The 17,815-nt window shown below is 53.9% G+C and carries 13 protein-coding genes; 6 read left to right on the top strand and 7 right to left on the bottom strand.

The window, feature by feature from the left end; genetic code table 11:
• Nucleotides 1-2 precede the first annotated feature (2 nt).
• On the top strand, nucleotides 3-1,346 hold the full coding sequence (gene mgtE / locus Q0824_RS16490; protein WP_298453325.1) for a magnesium transporter: 1,344 nt from the start codon (nucleotides 3-5) through the stop codon (nucleotides 1,344-1,346).
• On the opposite strand, the gene Q0824_RS16495 is transcribed toward mgtE, so the two are convergent.
• The 5 genes from Q0824_RS16495 to typA all read right to left on the bottom strand — a co-directional run bounded on the left by Q0824_RS16495 (nucleotide 1,335) and on the right by typA (nucleotide 7,150).
• Nucleotides 1,335-2,213, bottom strand: a complete 879-nt coding sequence (locus tag Q0824_RS16495; RefSeq protein ID WP_298453327.1) for a CYTH domain-containing protein — start codon at nucleotides 2,211-2,213, stop codon at nucleotides 1,335-1,337. The genes mgtE and Q0824_RS16495 overlap by 12 nt on opposite strands.
• 103 nt (nucleotides 2,214-2,316) lie before the next feature.
• Entirely contained in the window at nucleotides 2,317-3,312 is a 996-nt protein-coding gene (locus Q0824_RS16500; RefSeq protein WP_298453330.1) for a porin, read from the bottom strand.
• A 383-nt stretch (nucleotides 3,313-3,695) separates the two neighbouring features.
• Nucleotides 3,696-4,142 carry a D-aminoacyl-tRNA deacylase gene (gene dtd / locus Q0824_RS16505; RefSeq protein ID WP_298453332.1) on the bottom strand — a complete coding sequence of 149 codons (447 nt, stop codon included), beginning with the start codon at nucleotides 4,140-4,142 and terminating at the stop codon, nucleotides 3,696-3,698.
• A 95-nt stretch (nucleotides 4,143-4,237) separates the two neighbouring features.
• Nucleotides 4,238-5,200, bottom strand: a complete 963-nt coding sequence (gene pip, locus Q0824_RS16510; protein WP_298453334.1) for a prolyl aminopeptidase — start codon at nucleotides 5,198-5,200, stop codon at nucleotides 4,238-4,240.
• A 138-nt stretch (nucleotides 5,201-5,338) separates the two neighbouring features.
• The gene (typA, locus tag Q0824_RS16515) at nucleotides 5,339-7,150 is read right to left on the bottom strand and encodes a translational GTPase TypA (protein ID WP_298453336.1); all 1,812 of its coding nucleotides are present in this window, start codon (nucleotides 7,148-7,150) and stop codon (nucleotides 5,339-5,341) included.
• Between the two features lie 604 nt (nucleotides 7,151-7,754).
• Between typA and glnA the strand changes: the two genes are divergently transcribed.
• From glnA to glnG, 4 genes are all read left to right on the top strand, one after another.
• Nucleotides 7,755-9,158: a glutamate--ammonia ligase gene (glnA, locus tag Q0824_RS16520; RefSeq protein ID WP_298453338.1), complete on the top strand. Its 1,404-nt coding sequence runs from the start codon at nucleotides 7,755-7,757 to the stop codon at nucleotides 9,156-9,158.
• A gap of 219 nt (nucleotides 9,159-9,377) precedes the next feature.
• Nucleotides 9,378-9,902, top strand: coding sequence for a DUF4124 domain-containing protein (locus Q0824_RS16525; RefSeq protein WP_298453340.1), 525 nt, complete (start codon nucleotides 9,378-9,380; stop codon nucleotides 9,900-9,902).
• 282 nt (nucleotides 9,903-10,184) lie between these two features.
• Nucleotides 10,185-11,282 carry a nitrogen regulation protein NR(II) gene (gene glnL, locus Q0824_RS16530; RefSeq protein ID WP_298453342.1) on the top strand — a complete coding sequence of 366 codons (1,098 nt, stop codon included), beginning with the start codon at nucleotides 10,185-10,187 and terminating at the stop codon, nucleotides 11,280-11,282.
• Nucleotides 11,279-12,718 carry a nitrogen regulation protein NR(I) gene (glnG, locus tag Q0824_RS16535; protein WP_298453344.1) on the top strand — a complete coding sequence of 480 codons (1,440 nt, stop codon included), beginning with the start codon at nucleotides 11,279-11,281 and terminating at the stop codon, nucleotides 12,716-12,718. Before glnL ends, glnG begins: the two co-directional genes overlap by 4 nt.
• A 50-nt stretch (nucleotides 12,719-12,768) precedes the next feature.
• On the opposite strand, the gene ssb is transcribed toward glnG, so the two are convergent.
• Nucleotides 12,769-13,320, bottom strand: a complete 552-nt coding sequence (ssb, locus tag Q0824_RS16540; protein ID WP_298453346.1) for a single-stranded DNA-binding protein — start codon at nucleotides 13,318-13,320, stop codon at nucleotides 12,769-12,771.
• Between the two features lie 57 nt (nucleotides 13,321-13,377).
• Nucleotides 13,378-14,748, bottom strand: a complete 1,371-nt coding sequence (locus Q0824_RS16545; protein ID WP_298453349.1) for an MFS transporter — start codon at nucleotides 14,746-14,748, stop codon at nucleotides 13,378-13,380.
• A gap of 177 nt (nucleotides 14,749-14,925) precedes the next feature.
• On the opposite strand from Q0824_RS16545, the gene uvrA reads away from it, so the two are divergent.
• Nucleotides 14,926-17,769, top strand: a complete 2,844-nt coding sequence (gene uvrA / locus Q0824_RS16550; protein WP_298453351.1) for an excinuclease ABC subunit UvrA — start codon at nucleotides 14,926-14,928, stop codon at nucleotides 17,767-17,769.
• Nucleotides 17,770-17,815 lie beyond the last annotated feature (46 nt).

Here is a 17,815-nt window from a genome sequence, read left to right on the forward strand (position 1 = left end):
CTATGGAGTCCGTCCTTTTCCAGCCGCTGGTAGATGCGCTTGCATCCGGCCAGCCTACGGCCGTTGTTGACGCCGCGAATCTATTCAACGCTGCCGACCTTGCCGAATTTATCGAGCAAAATATTGAGGGAGAAACAGGCCGCGCTCTGTTTCAGGGCCTCCCTATTGCTCTACGAGCGAAAGTTCTGGGCTATACCAACCCGGACACCCAGCTGCTACTAACCGAAACAACACCTCTGGCTGAACTGGCACTACTTACTACGGAAATGCCATCGGACGACCGGGTTGATTTTTTCAACCTGCTTGAAGAGCCTCGTCAGAAACAGCTAATCAAAAAGCTTGACCAGGAAGATCAGGAAGACCTTACCGCGCTTCTGGCATACCCAGAGGGCACGGCTGGCGCGTTGATGAGCACGGATTACGCAGTGTTTGAATCCGGCATCACCGCGAGTAAAGCCATAGACATTCTGCGCAAAACAGCAGAGAACAAAGAAACCATCTACCAATCCTACGTGATTGATGAAGACCAGGTGCTGGTCGGCGTAGTGTCCTTGCGCCGGCTGATTATTGCCAAGCCCGACACCGTTATCGACTCCCTGCTCGCCACGGGCCTGGTGACCACGCACACGAACACGTCGCAGGACGATGTAGCCAGGCTGATTGCCAAGTACGACCTCTTGGCACTACCCGTTGTAGACGACCACAACCGCCTTGCGGGCATCATCACCTACGATGACGCCATGGACGTTATCGAGGCAGAGGCAACGGAAGACATTCACAAAGGCGGTACGGTCAGCAATCTCGATTCAGGCATTACTCTGGCCTCACCTTTTTCACTCTACCGATCCCGTATCCAATGGTTGGTTATTCTGGTGTTTGCCAACATCTTCACTGGTGCCGGCATCGCGCATTTTGAAGAGATCATAGGCGCTCATCTGGCCTTGCTGTTCTTCATGCCACTCCTGGTTGCCAGTGCCGGTAACGCAGGGGCACAATCCGCCACACTGGTTGTCAGGGGCATCGCAACGGGAGATGTGGTAAACCGCGACTGGGTTCGCCTGTTTAATAAAGAGCTACTCGTGGCAACCGCCCTCGGCTTGAGCATGGCGCTGACAGTATGGATTGTAGGCATGTTTCGCACAGAGATGGTTATAGCCACAATTGTAGCCATCACCATGATTGCGGTTGTGCTTGCCGGCGGGCTGATTGGCATCTTGCTGCCACTGCTGCTCAATCGAATGGGCATTGACCCAGCTGCAGCCAGCATTCCGCTTATCACAACTATTGCCGACGTAAGCGGGGTGCTGATCTATTTCAGTATCGCCACAATAATTTTAGGTGCCTAGCGTGCGCCGTGCTCGATTCGCCAGCAAGCCAAGCTGACATTGACCAAGTTCTGGCCTACCTAGCAGATCTTCTAGAGGCTGGCCCTTAGCCAGCGCGCCGGCAACTGTGGCAAAGGACTGCCCCAACCCGCATGCTTCGGCCTTAACCACAAGCGCCTGAAGATCAATCCCCTCGAGCGATACACCTCCCCGCACTAGCCAAGCATGACTTAGCTGATATAAAAGGCGGTCAAGATCATCGTGTTTGCCGCCGGCGTCTGCAGCCATGACAGCCATTCCTGCAAGGTAGTAACCCTGCTCTGCCTTGCTGATCAGATTCAGAAACACCGGGCATTGCCGGGCGAGCTTTTCTGCCCAGACAAGCAGCCTGGATGGGTCGCCTGAGACAAGCTCAAATTCCACTTCGTGCAGCAGTTTTTCCTGTCTCCCAGCGGCGATGACGCCCTCATCTACAGCACATTCAATCACCGCCTTACCATCATCCAGCATAATCACCTGGCGGGTAAAATTGGTTTCAAACACCGGCGCTAGCCGTCCCAAATTCACACAATCAGCCAGAGAGGTCTCCGCCAGCAGCCCCAGAGAAAGAGAAGGCCCCGAAACTGGCCACTCCCATTCATCGCGGCGGTGCGCGCCGTTCACGAACTCACCGCGGGTTTTTAGAGTCTGTATGTACTGACTACCCGCTTGGCGCACACGAAGGGCGGCTTGCCGACGATTAAGCTCGGCATCAGGGGTGTCGTAATAGCAGTTTACAAGGGATTTTTTACTGCCTGCTTGAGCTTCCGGCTTCGCCAGTAGCCATCTGAGAGCTTTTACGCGATCACCAGGCTGAAGGCTCAATTTGATTTCTAGCTCTTCCGCCATACTTGCCTTACCTCCATTTTCTGCAAGCCAAAAACGTAAAAAACCGGCGACCCTAAGGTCACCGGTTTTCAATACTACACTAACTGATTAGCTGGTTAGCTGATCAGAAGTAGTAAACTGCGCCAACTACAGCGACAGATTTTTCGCTTTCGTTAGTCACGCCGTAGACGCCGTCATCACCGCCGCCCAGGTAACCTTCGAAGTACACGTACATGTGGTCAGACAGGTTGTGCAGAGCCTGCAAAGTAACCGTGTTACGCTCAGTGTCATTCGCGTCGTCAGCCACTGCCATTTCATAAGAAAGTGCAAACTGGTTAGCGCCCATGCTGTAAACACCCATCAAGCCAAACACGTCTGCAACTTCTTTACGTGTCTGGTACTGACCTGTGATCGACAGATCGTCAAGCTTATAGGTAGCACGCAGGCCGTAGGTGTTTTCGTTGTTAGGATCAGTGTTTGTGGTGCCAGAGTATGGGGTAGAGCCATCGTTGGAGTCCATCGCGAACGCCAACTCCAAGTTATCTACTGCAAAAGCAGCAGCCAGCTGGTACGGATAAGATTTACCGCCCGCAGTGCCATCGCCGTTCACCTGAACTGCCGCACCCAGAGTGAAGCCACCGAAAGATGGAGACTCATACTGAATCAGGTCGCCTTCACCAGTGCTGTAAACTCCAGTATCGCCGTTACCAATGCTCAGGTTACCTGCTTCGTAGAAGTTTGCGATCTTGTCGATCGAACGCTCGTACATAGAGTCATCAGAACCTACCCAAATCTGACCGAAGCTGTCACCTTTCACACCGATGTAGGCTTCGTCCAGACGGGCCTGGCCGCGGCCGTAGGACTTATCGTCGGCATTGAACCCGTCGAGCTCAAGCTTGAAGAAACCGGTAACGCCAGGAGCGATTTCGTGATCATGGGTCACACCCAAGGTGCTTCCGTTGTCATAGTGGTCAAGTGAAGAACCACCGCCTTCAGTGTTCGTATGAGACAAAGCATACTGGATATTACCGTAAACCGTCGGCAGGTTGCTTTCCTGAGCCATAGCGGTGCCGGAAAAAGCGACGGCAGCAATAGCTGATGCAATGAGAGTCTTCTTCATGTTGTATGTCCTTTTGCGAGTTATTTCAGGTTTTAACAACGGGTTAATCCCGATTTCTATAAGCTGCCCCAGAAAACCGGATGGCTCTTATTTTAGGTTTGCAACATGTCAAATCTATGACAAAGAAGCAACTTTTCTTATCATAAAGATCTACGACCAGTCAGCTCTTTATGCTTCAGTCACTTACGGCACACTCTTAATGCGCCGCATGATGACTCACTTTTAATACATGAACGCTCACTTTGCAAACATTTCATGTCATTTTTTTAACTCATTTAATGCCCAAAATGCAAATTCTTATTCCATTACAACTTTGTCCTGGGCTCTTCCGCTATTCGCGGGAGGGTAAATCAACGCTTGCCTGAATAAGTTTTCAACAACACTCAGCGGGTTGAAAGCATAAAAGTTACCGGCCCGTCATTAACCAGGCTTACCTTCATATCCGCGCCGAACAAACCTTCTCTAACCCTTGCTGCGCCAAGCTCCGCCCGTGCCAGATCAAGGAAACTGGCATACTGAATTTCTGCCAAATCAGGGGCAGCAGCACATGAAAATCCAGGACGTGTACCTGAGGAAGTATCAGCAGCGAGTGTAAACTGGGGTACGACAAGCAAGGCGCCACCTGCATCTAACAAACTAAGGTTCATGCGCCCCGCTTCATCAGGAAAAATGCGGTAGGTAAGTATTTTCCGAAGCAACTGTTTTGTTTCATTCTGCCCATCTCCCCGCTCCACACCCAGCAACACTAAAATACCGGTATCTACGCGCGAAATTTCACGACCGTCGACCTCGACGCTGGCGTTTAACACCCGCTGGACAAGTCCTTTCATCCTGTTTTTTTGTTAACTCCGGTCAATGAGAATTACAAACAGGCAAGAGTGTAGCCATGCTCGCAGATTCTCGCAACCCCGACTAACGGCTAGCATCAGCCAGCATTTTTATCCGCTCTCGCAATCACCTCATCAACACTTCGCAGCAGCGCATCCACAATGGCAGGCTCAGATGCTGAATGCCCGGCTTCGCGGATGATTCGCAGCTCCGCTTCGGGCCACGCATTGCTGAGGGCAAGCGCATTATCCAACGGACACACCATGTCATAGCGACCATGAACAATAATGGCGGGTATATCCCGAAGCTTGTGTGCATTCCTTACAATCTGATTATCTTTGAGAAACGCAGCATTCATGAAATAGTGGCATTCGATTCGCGCCAGTGCGATGGCAACATGCGGATGGCCAAAATGCGCAACAACTCGCGGATTCGGGTGTAACGTAGCGCAGCGGCCTTCCCACAAAGACCAGGCCTTCGCAGCCTGCATCTGTTCCAATTCGTTACTGCTGGTCAGCCTACGGTAGTAAGCGCTGACCATATCGCTGCGCTCACCCTCAGGTATCGGGGCCTCAAATTCCTGCCAGTAGTCTGGAAATACACGGCTCGCACCATCCTGATAGAACCAGGAAATATCCCGCGGGCGGCACAGAAAAACACCCCGCAGCACAAGCCCTATAACCCGATCAGCATGGGCCTGGGCGTACACAAGGCTGAGAGTCGACCCCCAACTCCCTCCAAACAACAACCAGCGCTCAATTCCCAGGAATTCGCGAATGGTTTCCATATCCTGAACCAGCTTGTCGGTGCTGTTCCCCTCAAGTTCCGCCAGGGGTGTGGAGCGACCAGCTCCGCGCTGATCCACAAGAATGACCCGAAAACGCTCTGCATCAAAGAATCTGCGGTGGTAATCCTCGCACCCTCCTCCAGGGCCGCCATGAACAAAGAGAACGGGAATTCCCTCCGGATTACCACTTTCCTCTACATACAGCTCATGGGGCTCTTCCACCGCCAGCCGATGCTTCGCGTATGGTTTGATGTCCGGGTACAGGGTAAGCATGGGGAGCTCCGCTGATCAGTTTAGGGTCGAAGATAGTGTAGCCGAGATAAGCGGGCACCGGTTGACTTTGCATATACCGGAGGCCAAAAAAAGGCCGGGGCTGTGTTACCAGCGCCGGCCTGATTCAGAACGTAAACCTTACTTCTTATTCGCGCGCTTGCGCTCGTTTTCGGTAAGGTGCTTCTTACGCAGACGAATAGATTTTGGCGTTACTTCAACCAATTCATCGTCATCAATAAATTCCAGCGCCTGCTCAAGGGTAAACTTGATCGGCGGCACCAAGCCAATGACTTCGTCCTTGCCGGAGGCACGCATGTTGTCCAGCTTCTTACCCTTGGTGGGGTTAATCACCAAGTCGTTTTCGCGGCTATGTATCCCGCAAAGCTGTCCTTCATAGATATCCTGACCCGGGTCGAGGAAAAGCTTGCCACGGCTCTGGAGAGTCTCCAACGAGTAAGTCAGCGCTGTACCTGTAGCCATAGACACCAACACACCGTTCTGGCGACTTGTAACGTCACCGCTCTTGATCGGCCCGTAATGGCTGAAGGTTGAGGTAAGAATACCCGTACCGGAGGTCATGGTCAGGAAGCTGTTACGGAAGCCGATAAGCCCACGGGCAGGAATGGTGTACTCAAGGCGCATGCGGCCCTTGCCATCCGGCACCATATTGGTGAGATCGCCCTTACGCAAACCCATTTGCTCCATCAAAGAACCCTGGTGCTGCTCTTCAATATCAACAATAACGTTCTCGTACGGCTCTTGCTTCTCGCCATCCACTTCCTTGATGACCACTTCAGGGCGACCTACCGCCAGCTCAAAGTTTTCGCGGCGCATGTTTTCAATCAGTACCGACAGGTGCAGTTCACCGCGCCCGGATACCTTGAATTTATCTGCCGAGTCGCCTTCTTCTACACGCAGGGCAACGTTGTGCAGCAATTCCTTCTCAAGGCGATCTTTGATGTTCCGACTGGTAACAAACTTGCCTTCCTTACCGCAGAAGGGCGAGTCGTTAACCTGGAATGTCATGGATACAGTAGGCTCATCTACGGTCAACGGAGGCAGCGCCTCAACGTTGTTCATGTCACACAAGGTGTCTGAGATGTAAAGCTGATCCAGGCCACTTACGCACACAATGTCGCCAGCCTGGGCTTCTTGTACTTCCACTCGCTGCAAACCGGAATGCCCCATAATCTTGAGGATGCGGCCCTGGCGCTTTTTGCCGTCAGCACCAATCGCAACGACTGGCGAGTTGGTTGTAACCTTTCCACGTGCAATACGACCAATACCGATCACACCAAGAAAGCTGCTGTAATCGAGCTGGGATATCTGCATCTGGAAGGGACCTTCCGGATCAACAGACGGCGCGGGCACGTGATCAACAATTGCCTGGAATACGGCATCCATGTTGTCTGCCAGATCCTCATGGTCCAGGCCGGCTACACCGTTCAGGGCGCTGGCATAAACAATCGGGAAATCCAGCTGCTCATCGGTTGCACCGAGGCTGTCAAACAGATCGAAAACCTGGTCTACAACCCAATCCGGGCGCGCGCCCGGGCGGTCAACCTTGTTCACAACCACAATCGGGCGAAGCCCGGCTGCAAAAGCCTTTTGGGTTACAAAGCGGGTCTGGGGCATGGGGCCGTCGATGGAATCTACCACCAGCAGCACGCAATCAACCATGCTCATCACTCGTTCCACTTCGCCGCCAAAATCCGCGTGCCCAGGGGTGTCTACAATATTGATGTCGTAGCCATTCCACTTAAGGGCGGTGTTTTTGGCAAGAATAGTAATGCCCCGCTCTTTTTCCTGGTCGTTGGAATCCATGACGCGCTCGTTCTCGAGCTCTTTGCGATCCAGGGTGCCGGACAGACGCAGCAGCTTATCTACAAGCGTGGTCTTACCATGGTCAACGTGGGCGATAATGGCGATATTACGAAGTTTTTCAATCACAAATTTATTCCTGAGAAATGCACTCAATGATCCAAGAAAGCCATTCAGGGACAACCCCGCACACGCCATCTCAAATCTGTAAAATGGATTCATCCACTGGAACCTGGCGGCCCAGCGCCCTGCATGTCGCGCCCAGGCTAATAGCCTGAGCCCATGCAGAGAAAATGAAGCGGCGCGCAGTATATCGAAAACACTGCACCGTTTATATGCAGAAGAACGCCTATTTCTTAATCAATTTCACGAAGCGATCTCATCGCACCAACTTGGTGCAGAATGTCGAGCCAGCCTCGCCTCTCGCACCATTATGGCGCACATCGTGCCCGTTAAGCCAATCACTCCCGTCGCCCCCATCTCCGAGCAACCCCCAAAGACGCCATAAATGTTCAGATCCTGGGTAACCGCTCAAAACTGGCAAGCGCCTTGCTTTAATCCACCTATCAAGTTTTTTAAACCTTCTGCTCAGCGCAAATGTGAAGGTAAGAACCAACAGCTTTTGTTAAGCTGCGCAGACCTGTATACCAGACCGGAGTTAAGCCCCACAGAGCGATCCGGAACAAAGATCACGAATACGCCCGCGGTGCGGGAATACATACGGAGCATGCAGATGTCCAAGACAGTTGATTTGATCAAAGAGCACGAAGTGAAGTGGGTTGATATGCGCTTCACCGACAGCCGCGGTAAAGAGCAGCACGTCACCATACCTGCAACTGAAGTCAACGAAGACTTCTTCGCCGAAGGCAAGATGTTTGACGGCTCCTCCATTGCCGGCTGGAAAGGCATCAACGAATCCGACATGATTCTGATGCCGGATGACAGCAGCTCCGTACTCGACCCCTTCACCGAAGAAAGCACCGTCAACATCACCTGCGACATTGTTGAACCTTCTACCATGCAAGGCTATGAGCGGGACCCCCGCTCTGTTGCCCGCCGGGCAGAGGAATACCTGAAATCCACAGGCATCGCAGACGGCGCGCTGTTCGGCCCGGAGCCAGAGTTTTTCGTTTTCGATTCGGCCAAGTGGAAAACAGACATGCAGGGCTCCATGTACTCGCTTCACTCTGAAGAAGCGGCCTGGGTTTCCGGTGACGACTTTAATGGCAACAACATCGGCCACCGCCCTGGTGTGAAAGGCGGTTATTTCCCCGTGCCACCAGTCGACAGTCTGCACGATCTGCGGGGCGCAATGTGCGCGGCCATGGAATCCATGGGCTTGGTTATTGAAGTGCATCACCACGAAGTGGGCACCGCCGGCCAGTGTGAAATTGGCGTTGGCCCCAACACGCTGACCAAAAAAGCGGACGAAGTTCAGATTCTTAAATACTGTGTACACAACGTGGCCCACGCCTACGGCAAAACTGCTACCTTTATGCCCAAACCGGTCGTCGGTGACAACGGTTCAGGCATGCACGTGCACATGAGTTTGAACAAAGACGGCAAAAACCTGTTTGCAGGCGACAGCTATGCAGGCCTGAGTGAAATGGCGCTGTTCTACGTTGGCGGGATCATCAAACACGCCAAAGCCTTGAACGCATTCACCAACCCGGCCACAAACAGCTATAAGCGTCTGGTTCCCCATTACGAGGCGCCAGTTATGCTTGCTTACTCTGCGCGCAACCGTTCCGCATCCATCCGTATCCCGTATGTCACCAGCCCGAAAGCACGCCGTGTGGAAGTTCGCTTCCCCGACCCGGCAGCCAACCCATACCTGGCGTTTTCTGCTCTGATGATGGCTGGCCTTGATGGCATCCAGAACAAGATCCACCCTGGCGACGCAATGGACAAGGATCTGTACGATCTGCCAAAAGAAGAAGCGCTAAGCATCCCCAAGGTGGCAGAGACTCTGCAGGAAGCCTTGGACGCCTTGAAAGCAGACCATGAGTTCCTGACCCGTGGCGGCGTATTTACAGAAGATATGATTCAGGGCTACATTGACCTGAAGCGCGGCGAAGTTGAGCGTATCAACATGACTACTCACCCGGTTGAGTTCGAACTCTACTATTCGTGCTAAAAGTCTTGCCGCAGCCCACTAAAAGCTGCACTGGCACTGAATAGTCCTAGCAAAAGCCCCGCTCTCACAAGCGGGGCTTTTTTTTGTAGCGAGATTTTGTGATCCTCGACACAACACCGCAGCTCTTAACGATATGTAATCATCATCTCCCCACCGCCGCATTGAAAAGGCCCGCCCGGCCATTGATAATCAGACTACATATTACTGTAGGCTGCACTTATGAAATCAACGCTTGGAATCACCGCGGGGCTGATGCTCCTGATCTCAGGGCAGGTCACCGCAGAGGTGTACCGCAACGTGGATGCGCAAGGCAATGTCACTTTCTCCGATGAGCCCTCGAAAGGTGCTGAAAAGGTCAAGGTGAAGCCAGTGACAACCATCACTCTCCCGAAACCGCAGAATGTTCAGGAAACCGACAAGCTGCGAGAAGAAGTGAAGCGGGAAGGCTCAATATACGAGAGCGTTTCTTTCACATACCCTGAAAACGAGCAGGCATTCCACTCAGGCAACGGCGATGTGCAGTTCAAAATGAGCAGTTCACCCGGGCTTGCATCTGGCCACAAATATGAAGTAACTCTGGATGGCCAGCCCGTTGGCCAGAGCGCGTCTGGCTCTGTCACCGTTCGCAACGTGTTTCGCGGCACACATGAGGCCGGGATTCATATTGTGGACAGAAACGGCGTTCAGATTAAAACCGGCAGCCCTATACGCTTTACCATTCACCGCCCCTCCCTTCAGAACTGACGCGAACGCACCATCTTGGTGCGACCGCGCAGCAATAGTGCAACAATAACGCGGATAGCAGAGACGTAATACGTCGACCTGTCCGCTCCTCTGTTGCTTTGGCCGCCCCCCACCCACTGGCCGCCACAGCGTCCAGGGCGGCAGGTTTAAACACCCAGTCATCAACTTATCGAAATTGGTTCGATTTTTGCTGCACTCTGTTATTGCGGCCAGAAAGGGCCCAGGGAGTTACTGGCCAAGCGCCACCCCAACCTATCTTGCCTTAGCCAACAGGACGCACCCATGGAACACCTCCCAGCATCTGCAAACCAATTCAAAAACATGCTGGACAACCTCTCCACAGCAGTCATTGTGCTGGAGCGCAATCTGACAATACGCTACCTGAACCCTGCCGCCGAAAATCTGTTTGAAACCAGCTTGACTCGTAGCGCGGGCCTTGCACTCAGTGACATCCTGCTGGGTTCGGATGAGGCCTTCAGAACCCTGCGCAAAGCGGCGACGACCAACCAATCTTACACTCGCCGGGAAACCGAATTCCTTATGGCCAGCGGCTCACTGCGAATGGTGGACTACTCTGTGTCGCCCCTGGAGCAAACACCCGCAGTGTTACTTGTAGAAATCCAGCCCAGGGATCGCCTGCTGCGTATAAGTCGAGAAGAAGATCTAATCGCCCAACAGGAAACCACTCGCATCCTGGTACGGGGCATGGCCCATGAGATAAAGAACCCTCTTGGAGGGATTCGCGGCGCTGCACAACTTCTTGACCGGGAACTGGGCAGCGAAGACCTCCGGGAATATACCCGGGTAATCATTGATGAGGCCGACCGCTTACGCAGCTTGGTTGATCGCATGCTGGGCCCCAACAAAGCCCTGAAACTGGCACCAATCAACATCCACGAAATCCTTGAGCGCGTGCGCACTCTGCTGGAAGCTGAAAGCAAAGGAAAAGTGGTATTCCAGCGAGATTACGACCCCAGCCTGCCCGAGCTTTCCGGGGACAAAGAGCTGTTGATTCAGGCGCTTCTCAACATTGCCCGCAATGCGATGGAAGCGGTATTTGAAAGTCCTGCCAATCACTTTGGCGATGACAAAACTCCCACCATTACGTTTCGCACGCGCGCCCTTAGACAGGTATCCATCGGCCCCAACCGCCACCGCCTTGCGTGCCGGGTAGACATCATCGACAACGGGCCGGGGATTGCGCCCGAGCTGCGCCAGAATATTTTCTATCCGATGATCAGCGGTCGCGCCAACGGCACCGGGCTCGGGCTATCCATCACACAAAGCATTATCGGCCAACACCATGGGCTGGTTGAGTGCGAGAGTGAGCCAGGCCAGACTGACTTCATTATCTTCCTGCCACTGGAGGGCACCACATGAACCAGAAATCCGCCAAGGTCTGGATCGTCGACGACGATCGCAGCATCCGCTGGGTGCTGGAACGCGCCCTCGTCCAGGCTGGATTGCAGCCCACCGTATTCGAGAGCGGCGAAACTATCATGAAGCGGCTGGAGCAGCAGCAGCCCGACGCCATTATCAGCGACATCCGCATGCCCGGCATAGACGGCATCACGCTGCTGTCGCGAATTACGGAAGCTTATCCAGATATACCCGTTATCATCATGACGGCTCACTCTGACCTGGAAAGCGCGGTCACCAGCTATCAGTCCGGTGCATTTGAGTACCTTCCAAAGCCCTTTGACGTGGACGATGCCGTTGCGCTGGCAATGCGAGCCGTGGCTCACAGCCATGAAAGGCGAGCGGGCTCAGAACCAAAAGCAGAAGCCCTTCAACACAGCACAGAAATCATCGGTGAAGCCCCTGCCATGCAGGAAGTTTTTCGTGCTATAGGCCGGCTCTCACACTCCAACATCACTGTTCTTATCAACGGTGAAAGCGGAACAGGCAAAGAACTGGTCGCTCAAGCCCTGCACAACCACAGCCCAAGGGCCCAACTCCCCTTCATTGCCCTGAATATGGCGGCGATTCCCAGAGACCTTATAGAATCTGAACTCTTCGGCCATGAGAAAGGCGCCTTCACCGGCGCTTCGGCTATACGACAAGGGCGATTCGAGCAGGCTAACGGCGGCACACTGTTTCTTGATGAAATTGGCGACATGCCGGGCGACACTCAAACCCGCCTGCTACGAGTTCTGGCTGACGGCGAATTTTATCGAGTTGGGGGCACCACGCCCGTCAAGGTAGATGTGCGCATCATCGCCGCCACCCACCAGAATCTGGAGAAGCTCGTTGAGTCCGGGGAATTCCGGGAAGACCTCTTCCATCGCCTGAACGTTATTCGCGTGCACCTACCGAAACTGGCCGAGCGCCGCGAAGATATCCACCGGCTTATGCAGCATTTTTTGCAGCGGGCCGCTAATGAACTGAAGGTTGAACCAAAAATTCTGCGGCCAGAAACACAAAGTTACCTCTCCACCTTGCCTTGGCCCGGTAACGTACGACAGCTTGAGAATGTTTGCCGGTGGCTAACGGTAATGGCAAGTGGGCGCGAGGTGCATATCAATGACCTGCCTCCCGAACTGCGCCACCAGGGCGAGCAGCCCATGACTGGCGCTACTTGGCAGGAAGGACTTAAGAACTGGGCTCATCAGGAACTGAGACGAGGAGAAACAGCCATTCTCGAATCCGCCATGCCGGAATTTGAAAAAATCATGATCGAGACAGCGCTGGAATACACAGGCGGCAAGCGTCGGGACGCTTCGGTTCTCCTTGGCTGGGGACGAAATACCCTGACTCGTAAAATCAATGAGCTGGGCATGGATCGCACCGAGGAAGACCAGGCTTACAAAAACTAAAAACGGCTACCTGAGTAGCCGTTTTTCTTTACCAATTCAATTTACCCAAGTCAGAACGGGATATCGTCATCAAAATCATCCACCGGCTCAGGCATGCTGCTTCCCTGTGCTGGCTGGCCTTGATTTTGGCCCTGATTATAACCCTGGCTATAACCGCCCGACTGCGGCGGATTGTTCTGCGGCTGCGCAGCAGGTGCTGGTTGCTGCTGAGGACGCCCGGCAGGTGCCCCCTGGCTCATACCACCTTCGCCACCACTACGGCTGTCCAGCATCTGCATCTGACCATTAATGTCGACGACCACCTCAGTGGTGTAAACATCCTGGCCTTCCTTGTTCTGCCATTTGCGCGTCTGCAGCTTGCCTTCAATATAGACTTTGGAGCCTTTTCGCAGGTACTGCCCGGCAATCTCCGCAATCTTTCCAAACATAACAATGCGGTGCCATTCGGTTTTTGGGACCATCTGACCTGTCTGGCGATCCTTGTAGCTCTCATCCGTCGCAAGAGTCAGGTTCACCACGGCGTTGCCGTTCGGGGTGTAACGAGTATCCGGATCCTGCCCGAGATTCCCGATAAGAATAACTTTGTTTACGCCTCTTGCCATGTTCTGCTCCTGATTCTGTTTTCAGCGACACTCGCACTCCTTGCGAGCCTCCGGATTTCAAGAATTATTACCCTGCCGGACGAATGGAAAATCCGCAAGTAATGTCTCATCAAAGTGCTGTCGGTCCACCTTAAGATAGGCCGTGGCAGCATTCTCAATAATGACCACATCCTGCACACCGGGTAGGCGGCGCAGACTGCCATCAACAACGTCGTACTGGTCGCCGACCATATCCCGCAACTGTACCACGAAACCTGAGGTGTGACCCGGCGCTGGCATGGTCAAAGCGACCAGTAACCATAGCCCCAAAACGGCCACCATAAACCAGACAACCCCTTCAACTCCAACCTGCTGCAGCAGGTAGCCACCAAAGGCTCCGCCCATGAAGGCGCCCATAAACTGAGAGGTAGAATACACGCCCATAGCCGTTCCCTTGCTGGCCGCCGGCGCTTCTTTGCTGATCAGCGACGGCAGGCTGGCCTCCAGCAAATTAAAGGCCATAAAAAAGAAAAACATCACAACCCAAGCGAAAACAAGACCTGCGGACACCTTGGAAAGCCCCGCAGTCGCTATGGCAAGAAGCCCAATCGCACCACAAAGCACTGGCTTCATCAGGCGTTTTTTCTCGCCAACAATGATAAAGGGCACCATGGCAAAAAATGAGGTGATCATCACACTCAAGTAAAACCACCAATGTGAGCCGCTGGCAAGCCCAAGCTGATTCTGCAATACCGAAGGAAACACCAAAAACAACGAAGTAAGCACCAGATGTAGAGCGAAAATACCGAAATCGAGTCGTAGCAGGCGCTTATCAGACAAAACCCGTCCCAGCATGGCTTTCGCGGGATGAGTATCAGCACTGATCTTGTGTTGATGGGGTGTCGGCACCACGCGATTCACAATGAGCAGAGCTACCATGGCCAACACAGCGGTGGCATAGAAGATTCCCGACAGCCCCCAAACGGAACCCAGCAAGGGGCCGACTACTAGAGAAACAGAAAATGACAGGCCAATTGAGATGCCAACCGTGGCCATGGCTTTGGTTCGTTGCTCTTCTCGGGTAAGGTCACTGAGCAGTGCCATGAGAACACTGGCAATAGCCCCGGCGCCCTGAAGGATCCGCCCAGCAATAACAACGTATATTGAATCTGCGGAACCTGCCAGTATGCTGCCAGCCGCGAACAGAAGCAGTCCGATATAGATCATGCGCTTGCGGCCCACACGATCTGAAAGCAGGCCAAATGGAATCTGCAGCAGGGCCTGGCTCAGCCCATAAGCGCCGATGGCAAAGCCCAACAGTGCAGGAGTGGCGCCCTCCAGGCCGTCACCCAGCAACATAAACACGGGCATGATCATGAACAACCCGAGCATGCGCACGGCATACACTGACGCCAGCGCAAATACGGAGCGTTTTTCCAGCGAATTCATGGCAGTAGGCTCCTCTTTCGGGGTTTCTGGCGTGATCATGCAAAAGAACATATTTTTCGCAGGCGGCGCATTGTAGCAGAAGGTTCCCCAGCGAGGCACAGCTACCACTTTACCGACACTTTCGCCGCAGCCGGCGGAACACGGTATAATTCCCGTTTTTTCTCCACGCGAGGTGTTATGGATCATATCCAGATCAAAGGGGCACGTACCCACAACCTGAAGAACATCGACCTGGATATCCCGAGGGACAAACTGATCGTCATCACCGGGCTATCAGGCTCAGGCAAGTCGTCCCTGGCATTCGACACGCTGTATGCCGAAGGGCAGCGACGCTATGTGGAATCCTTGTCCACCTACGCTCGCCAATTTTTGTCGATGATGGAGAAGCCCGATGTAGACCACATCGAAGGACTTTCTCCAGCCATCTCTATCGAGCAAAAGTCTACATCCCACAACCCTCGCTCGACAGTCGGCACAATTACTGAAATCTACGACTACCTGCGGCTGATGTTTGCCCGCGCGGGCGAACCCCGATGCCCGGAACACGGGCAAGCCCTCGAAGCCCAGACAGTAAGCCAGATGGTGGACCAAGTACTGGCGATGCCCGAGGACAGCAAGCTCATGATCCTTGCGCCGGTGATCCGCGATCGTAAAGGTGAACACCTGCAGGTTGTTGAGACCATGCGCAGCCAGGGGTTTATCCGATTGCGCGTGGATGGAATCGTTTACGACATTGATGATGTACCGGCACTCGACAAAAAACGTAAACACCAGATTGACGTGGTGGTCGACCGCTTCAAGGTTAAGCCCGGCCAGGAACAACGACTGGCTGAGAGTTTTGAAACGGCGTTGGGGCTTGCCGATGGCATCGCCTTGGTTGCACCAATGGATGCCGACACAGACAGCGAAGGAGAAGAACAGACCTTCTCAGCGAAATACGCCTGCACACAGTGCGGTTACGCGCTAAGCGAACTCGAACCCAAGTTGTTTTCCTTCAACAACCCGGCGGGGGCTTGCCCTACCTGCGACGGACTGGGCGTCAAACAGTTTTTTGACGCCGAAAAAATTGTACAGCACCCGGAATCCACACTTGCAGCCGGTGCCATCAAAGGCTGGGATCGACGAGCGGTCTATTACTTCCAGATGCTGGGCAACATAGCTGAGCATTACAACATAGACCTCGAAACACCCTGGGAGGAACTCCCGGAAGACTTCAGGACAATGCTCCTTTTTGGCTCAGGCACCGACGAAATTCCGTTTCGCTACGTGAACTCCCGTGGCCAGATCATGGAGCGTGCCCATTCCTTCGAGGGCATTATTCCAAATCTCGAACGCCGTTACCGGGAAACGGATTCCCAGAGTGTGCGCGAAGAACTCGCAAGGCACCTCAGCACCCAGCCTTGCAAGGAGTGTGGCGGCTCCCGGCTTCGGCGCAGCGCTCGCCACGTTTTTATTGAAGATAACAACATTTCCGATCTCACACGCCTTCCGATCGGCGAAGCATTTTCCTATTTTGACGAACTCGACCTGCCCGGTCGCAAAGGGGAAATCGCCGAAAAAATCACCAAGGAAGTCCGGCAGCGGCTACAATTTTTGGTGAACGTAGGGCTTGAGTATCTGACACTGGAACGCAGCGCAGACACTCTTTCTGGCGGCGAGGCTCAACGAATCAGGCTCGCCAGCCAAATCGGCGCCGGCCTCGTGGGGGTCATGTACATACTGGATGAGCCCTCCATCGGGCTTCATCAGCGAGACAATGATCGCCTGTTGAGCACCCTCACCCATCTTCGCGACCTGGGCAACACCGTTATCGTTGTCGAGCACGATGAAGACGCCATACGGGCCGCCGACCATGTTATCGATATCGGGCCTGGCGCTGGCGTGCATGGCGGCCAGATAATCGCCCAAGGCACCCCTGCCGACATTCTTGCGAACCCTGACTCCCTGACCGGCCAATACCTGAGTGGAGTCAAAGAAATAGCCATACCGGCAACTCGTAATAAAGGAAACGGCCAAACCCTGACTCTCACTGGCGCCACTGGCAACAACCTGCAAGACGTCACACTAACATTGCCACTAGGTATCATGACCTGCGTAACGGGTGTATCAGGCTCTGGTAAATCCACACTGATAAACAGCACCCTTTACCCGGTCGCCGCCGCCAAGCTGAACAAAGCAACCAGCCTGACCGCTGCACCGTACAAAGGGCTAACCGGCCTCGACCAACTGGACAAAGTGATCGACATCGATCAAAGCCCCATCGGCCGAACGCCTCGCTCCAACCCGGCCACCTACACCGGCCTGTTCACCCCCATCCGCGAACTGTTCGCCGGAACCCAGGAAGCTCGCTCACGGGGCTACAAACCAGGGCGCTTTTCGTTCAACGTCAAAGGCGGCCGCTGCGAGGCCTGCCAGGGCGACGGTATGATCAAGGTAGAAATGCACTTCCTGCCAGACGTGTACGTGCCTTGCGACGTGTGCAAAGCCAAACGCTATAACCGGGAAACTCTCGAAGTTCGCTACAAAGGTAAAAACATCAACGAAGTGCTGAGCATGACCGTTGAAGAAGGCCGGGAGTTTTTCGATGCTGTCCCCTTCCTCGCCAGAAAGCTGCAAACACTCATCGACGTAGGCCTCTCCTACATCCGCCTTGGGCAAAGCGCAGTCACACTCTCTGGCGGTGAGGCGCAACGCGTAAAGCTCGCCAAAGAGCTCTCAAAGCGTGACACAGGCAAAACCCTGTACATACTCGACGAACCAACCACAGGCTTGCACTTCTACGACATTCAGCAACTGCTGAATGTGTTGCAGAGACTGCGAGACCACGGCAACACGATTGTGGTTATCGAGCACAACCTGGATGTGATCAAAACAGCAGACTGGGTGATCGACCTGGGCCCGGAAGGCGGCTCAGGGGGCGGTCAAATTATTGCAGAAGGTACGCCTGAGGAGGTTGCAGAAAACCCTGCGTCCCATACCGGTCGCTACCTGAAACCAATGCTGGGACAAAAAGGAAGCTAGCACCAAGTATGTTCGGCTTGGGGTGGTGGGTTCATTTTCTGCCGGA

It is taken from the genome of uncultured Marinobacter sp. (genome assembly GCF_947488835.1).
GTDB lineage: Bacteria > Pseudomonadota > Gammaproteobacteria > Pseudomonadales > Oleiphilaceae > Marinobacter.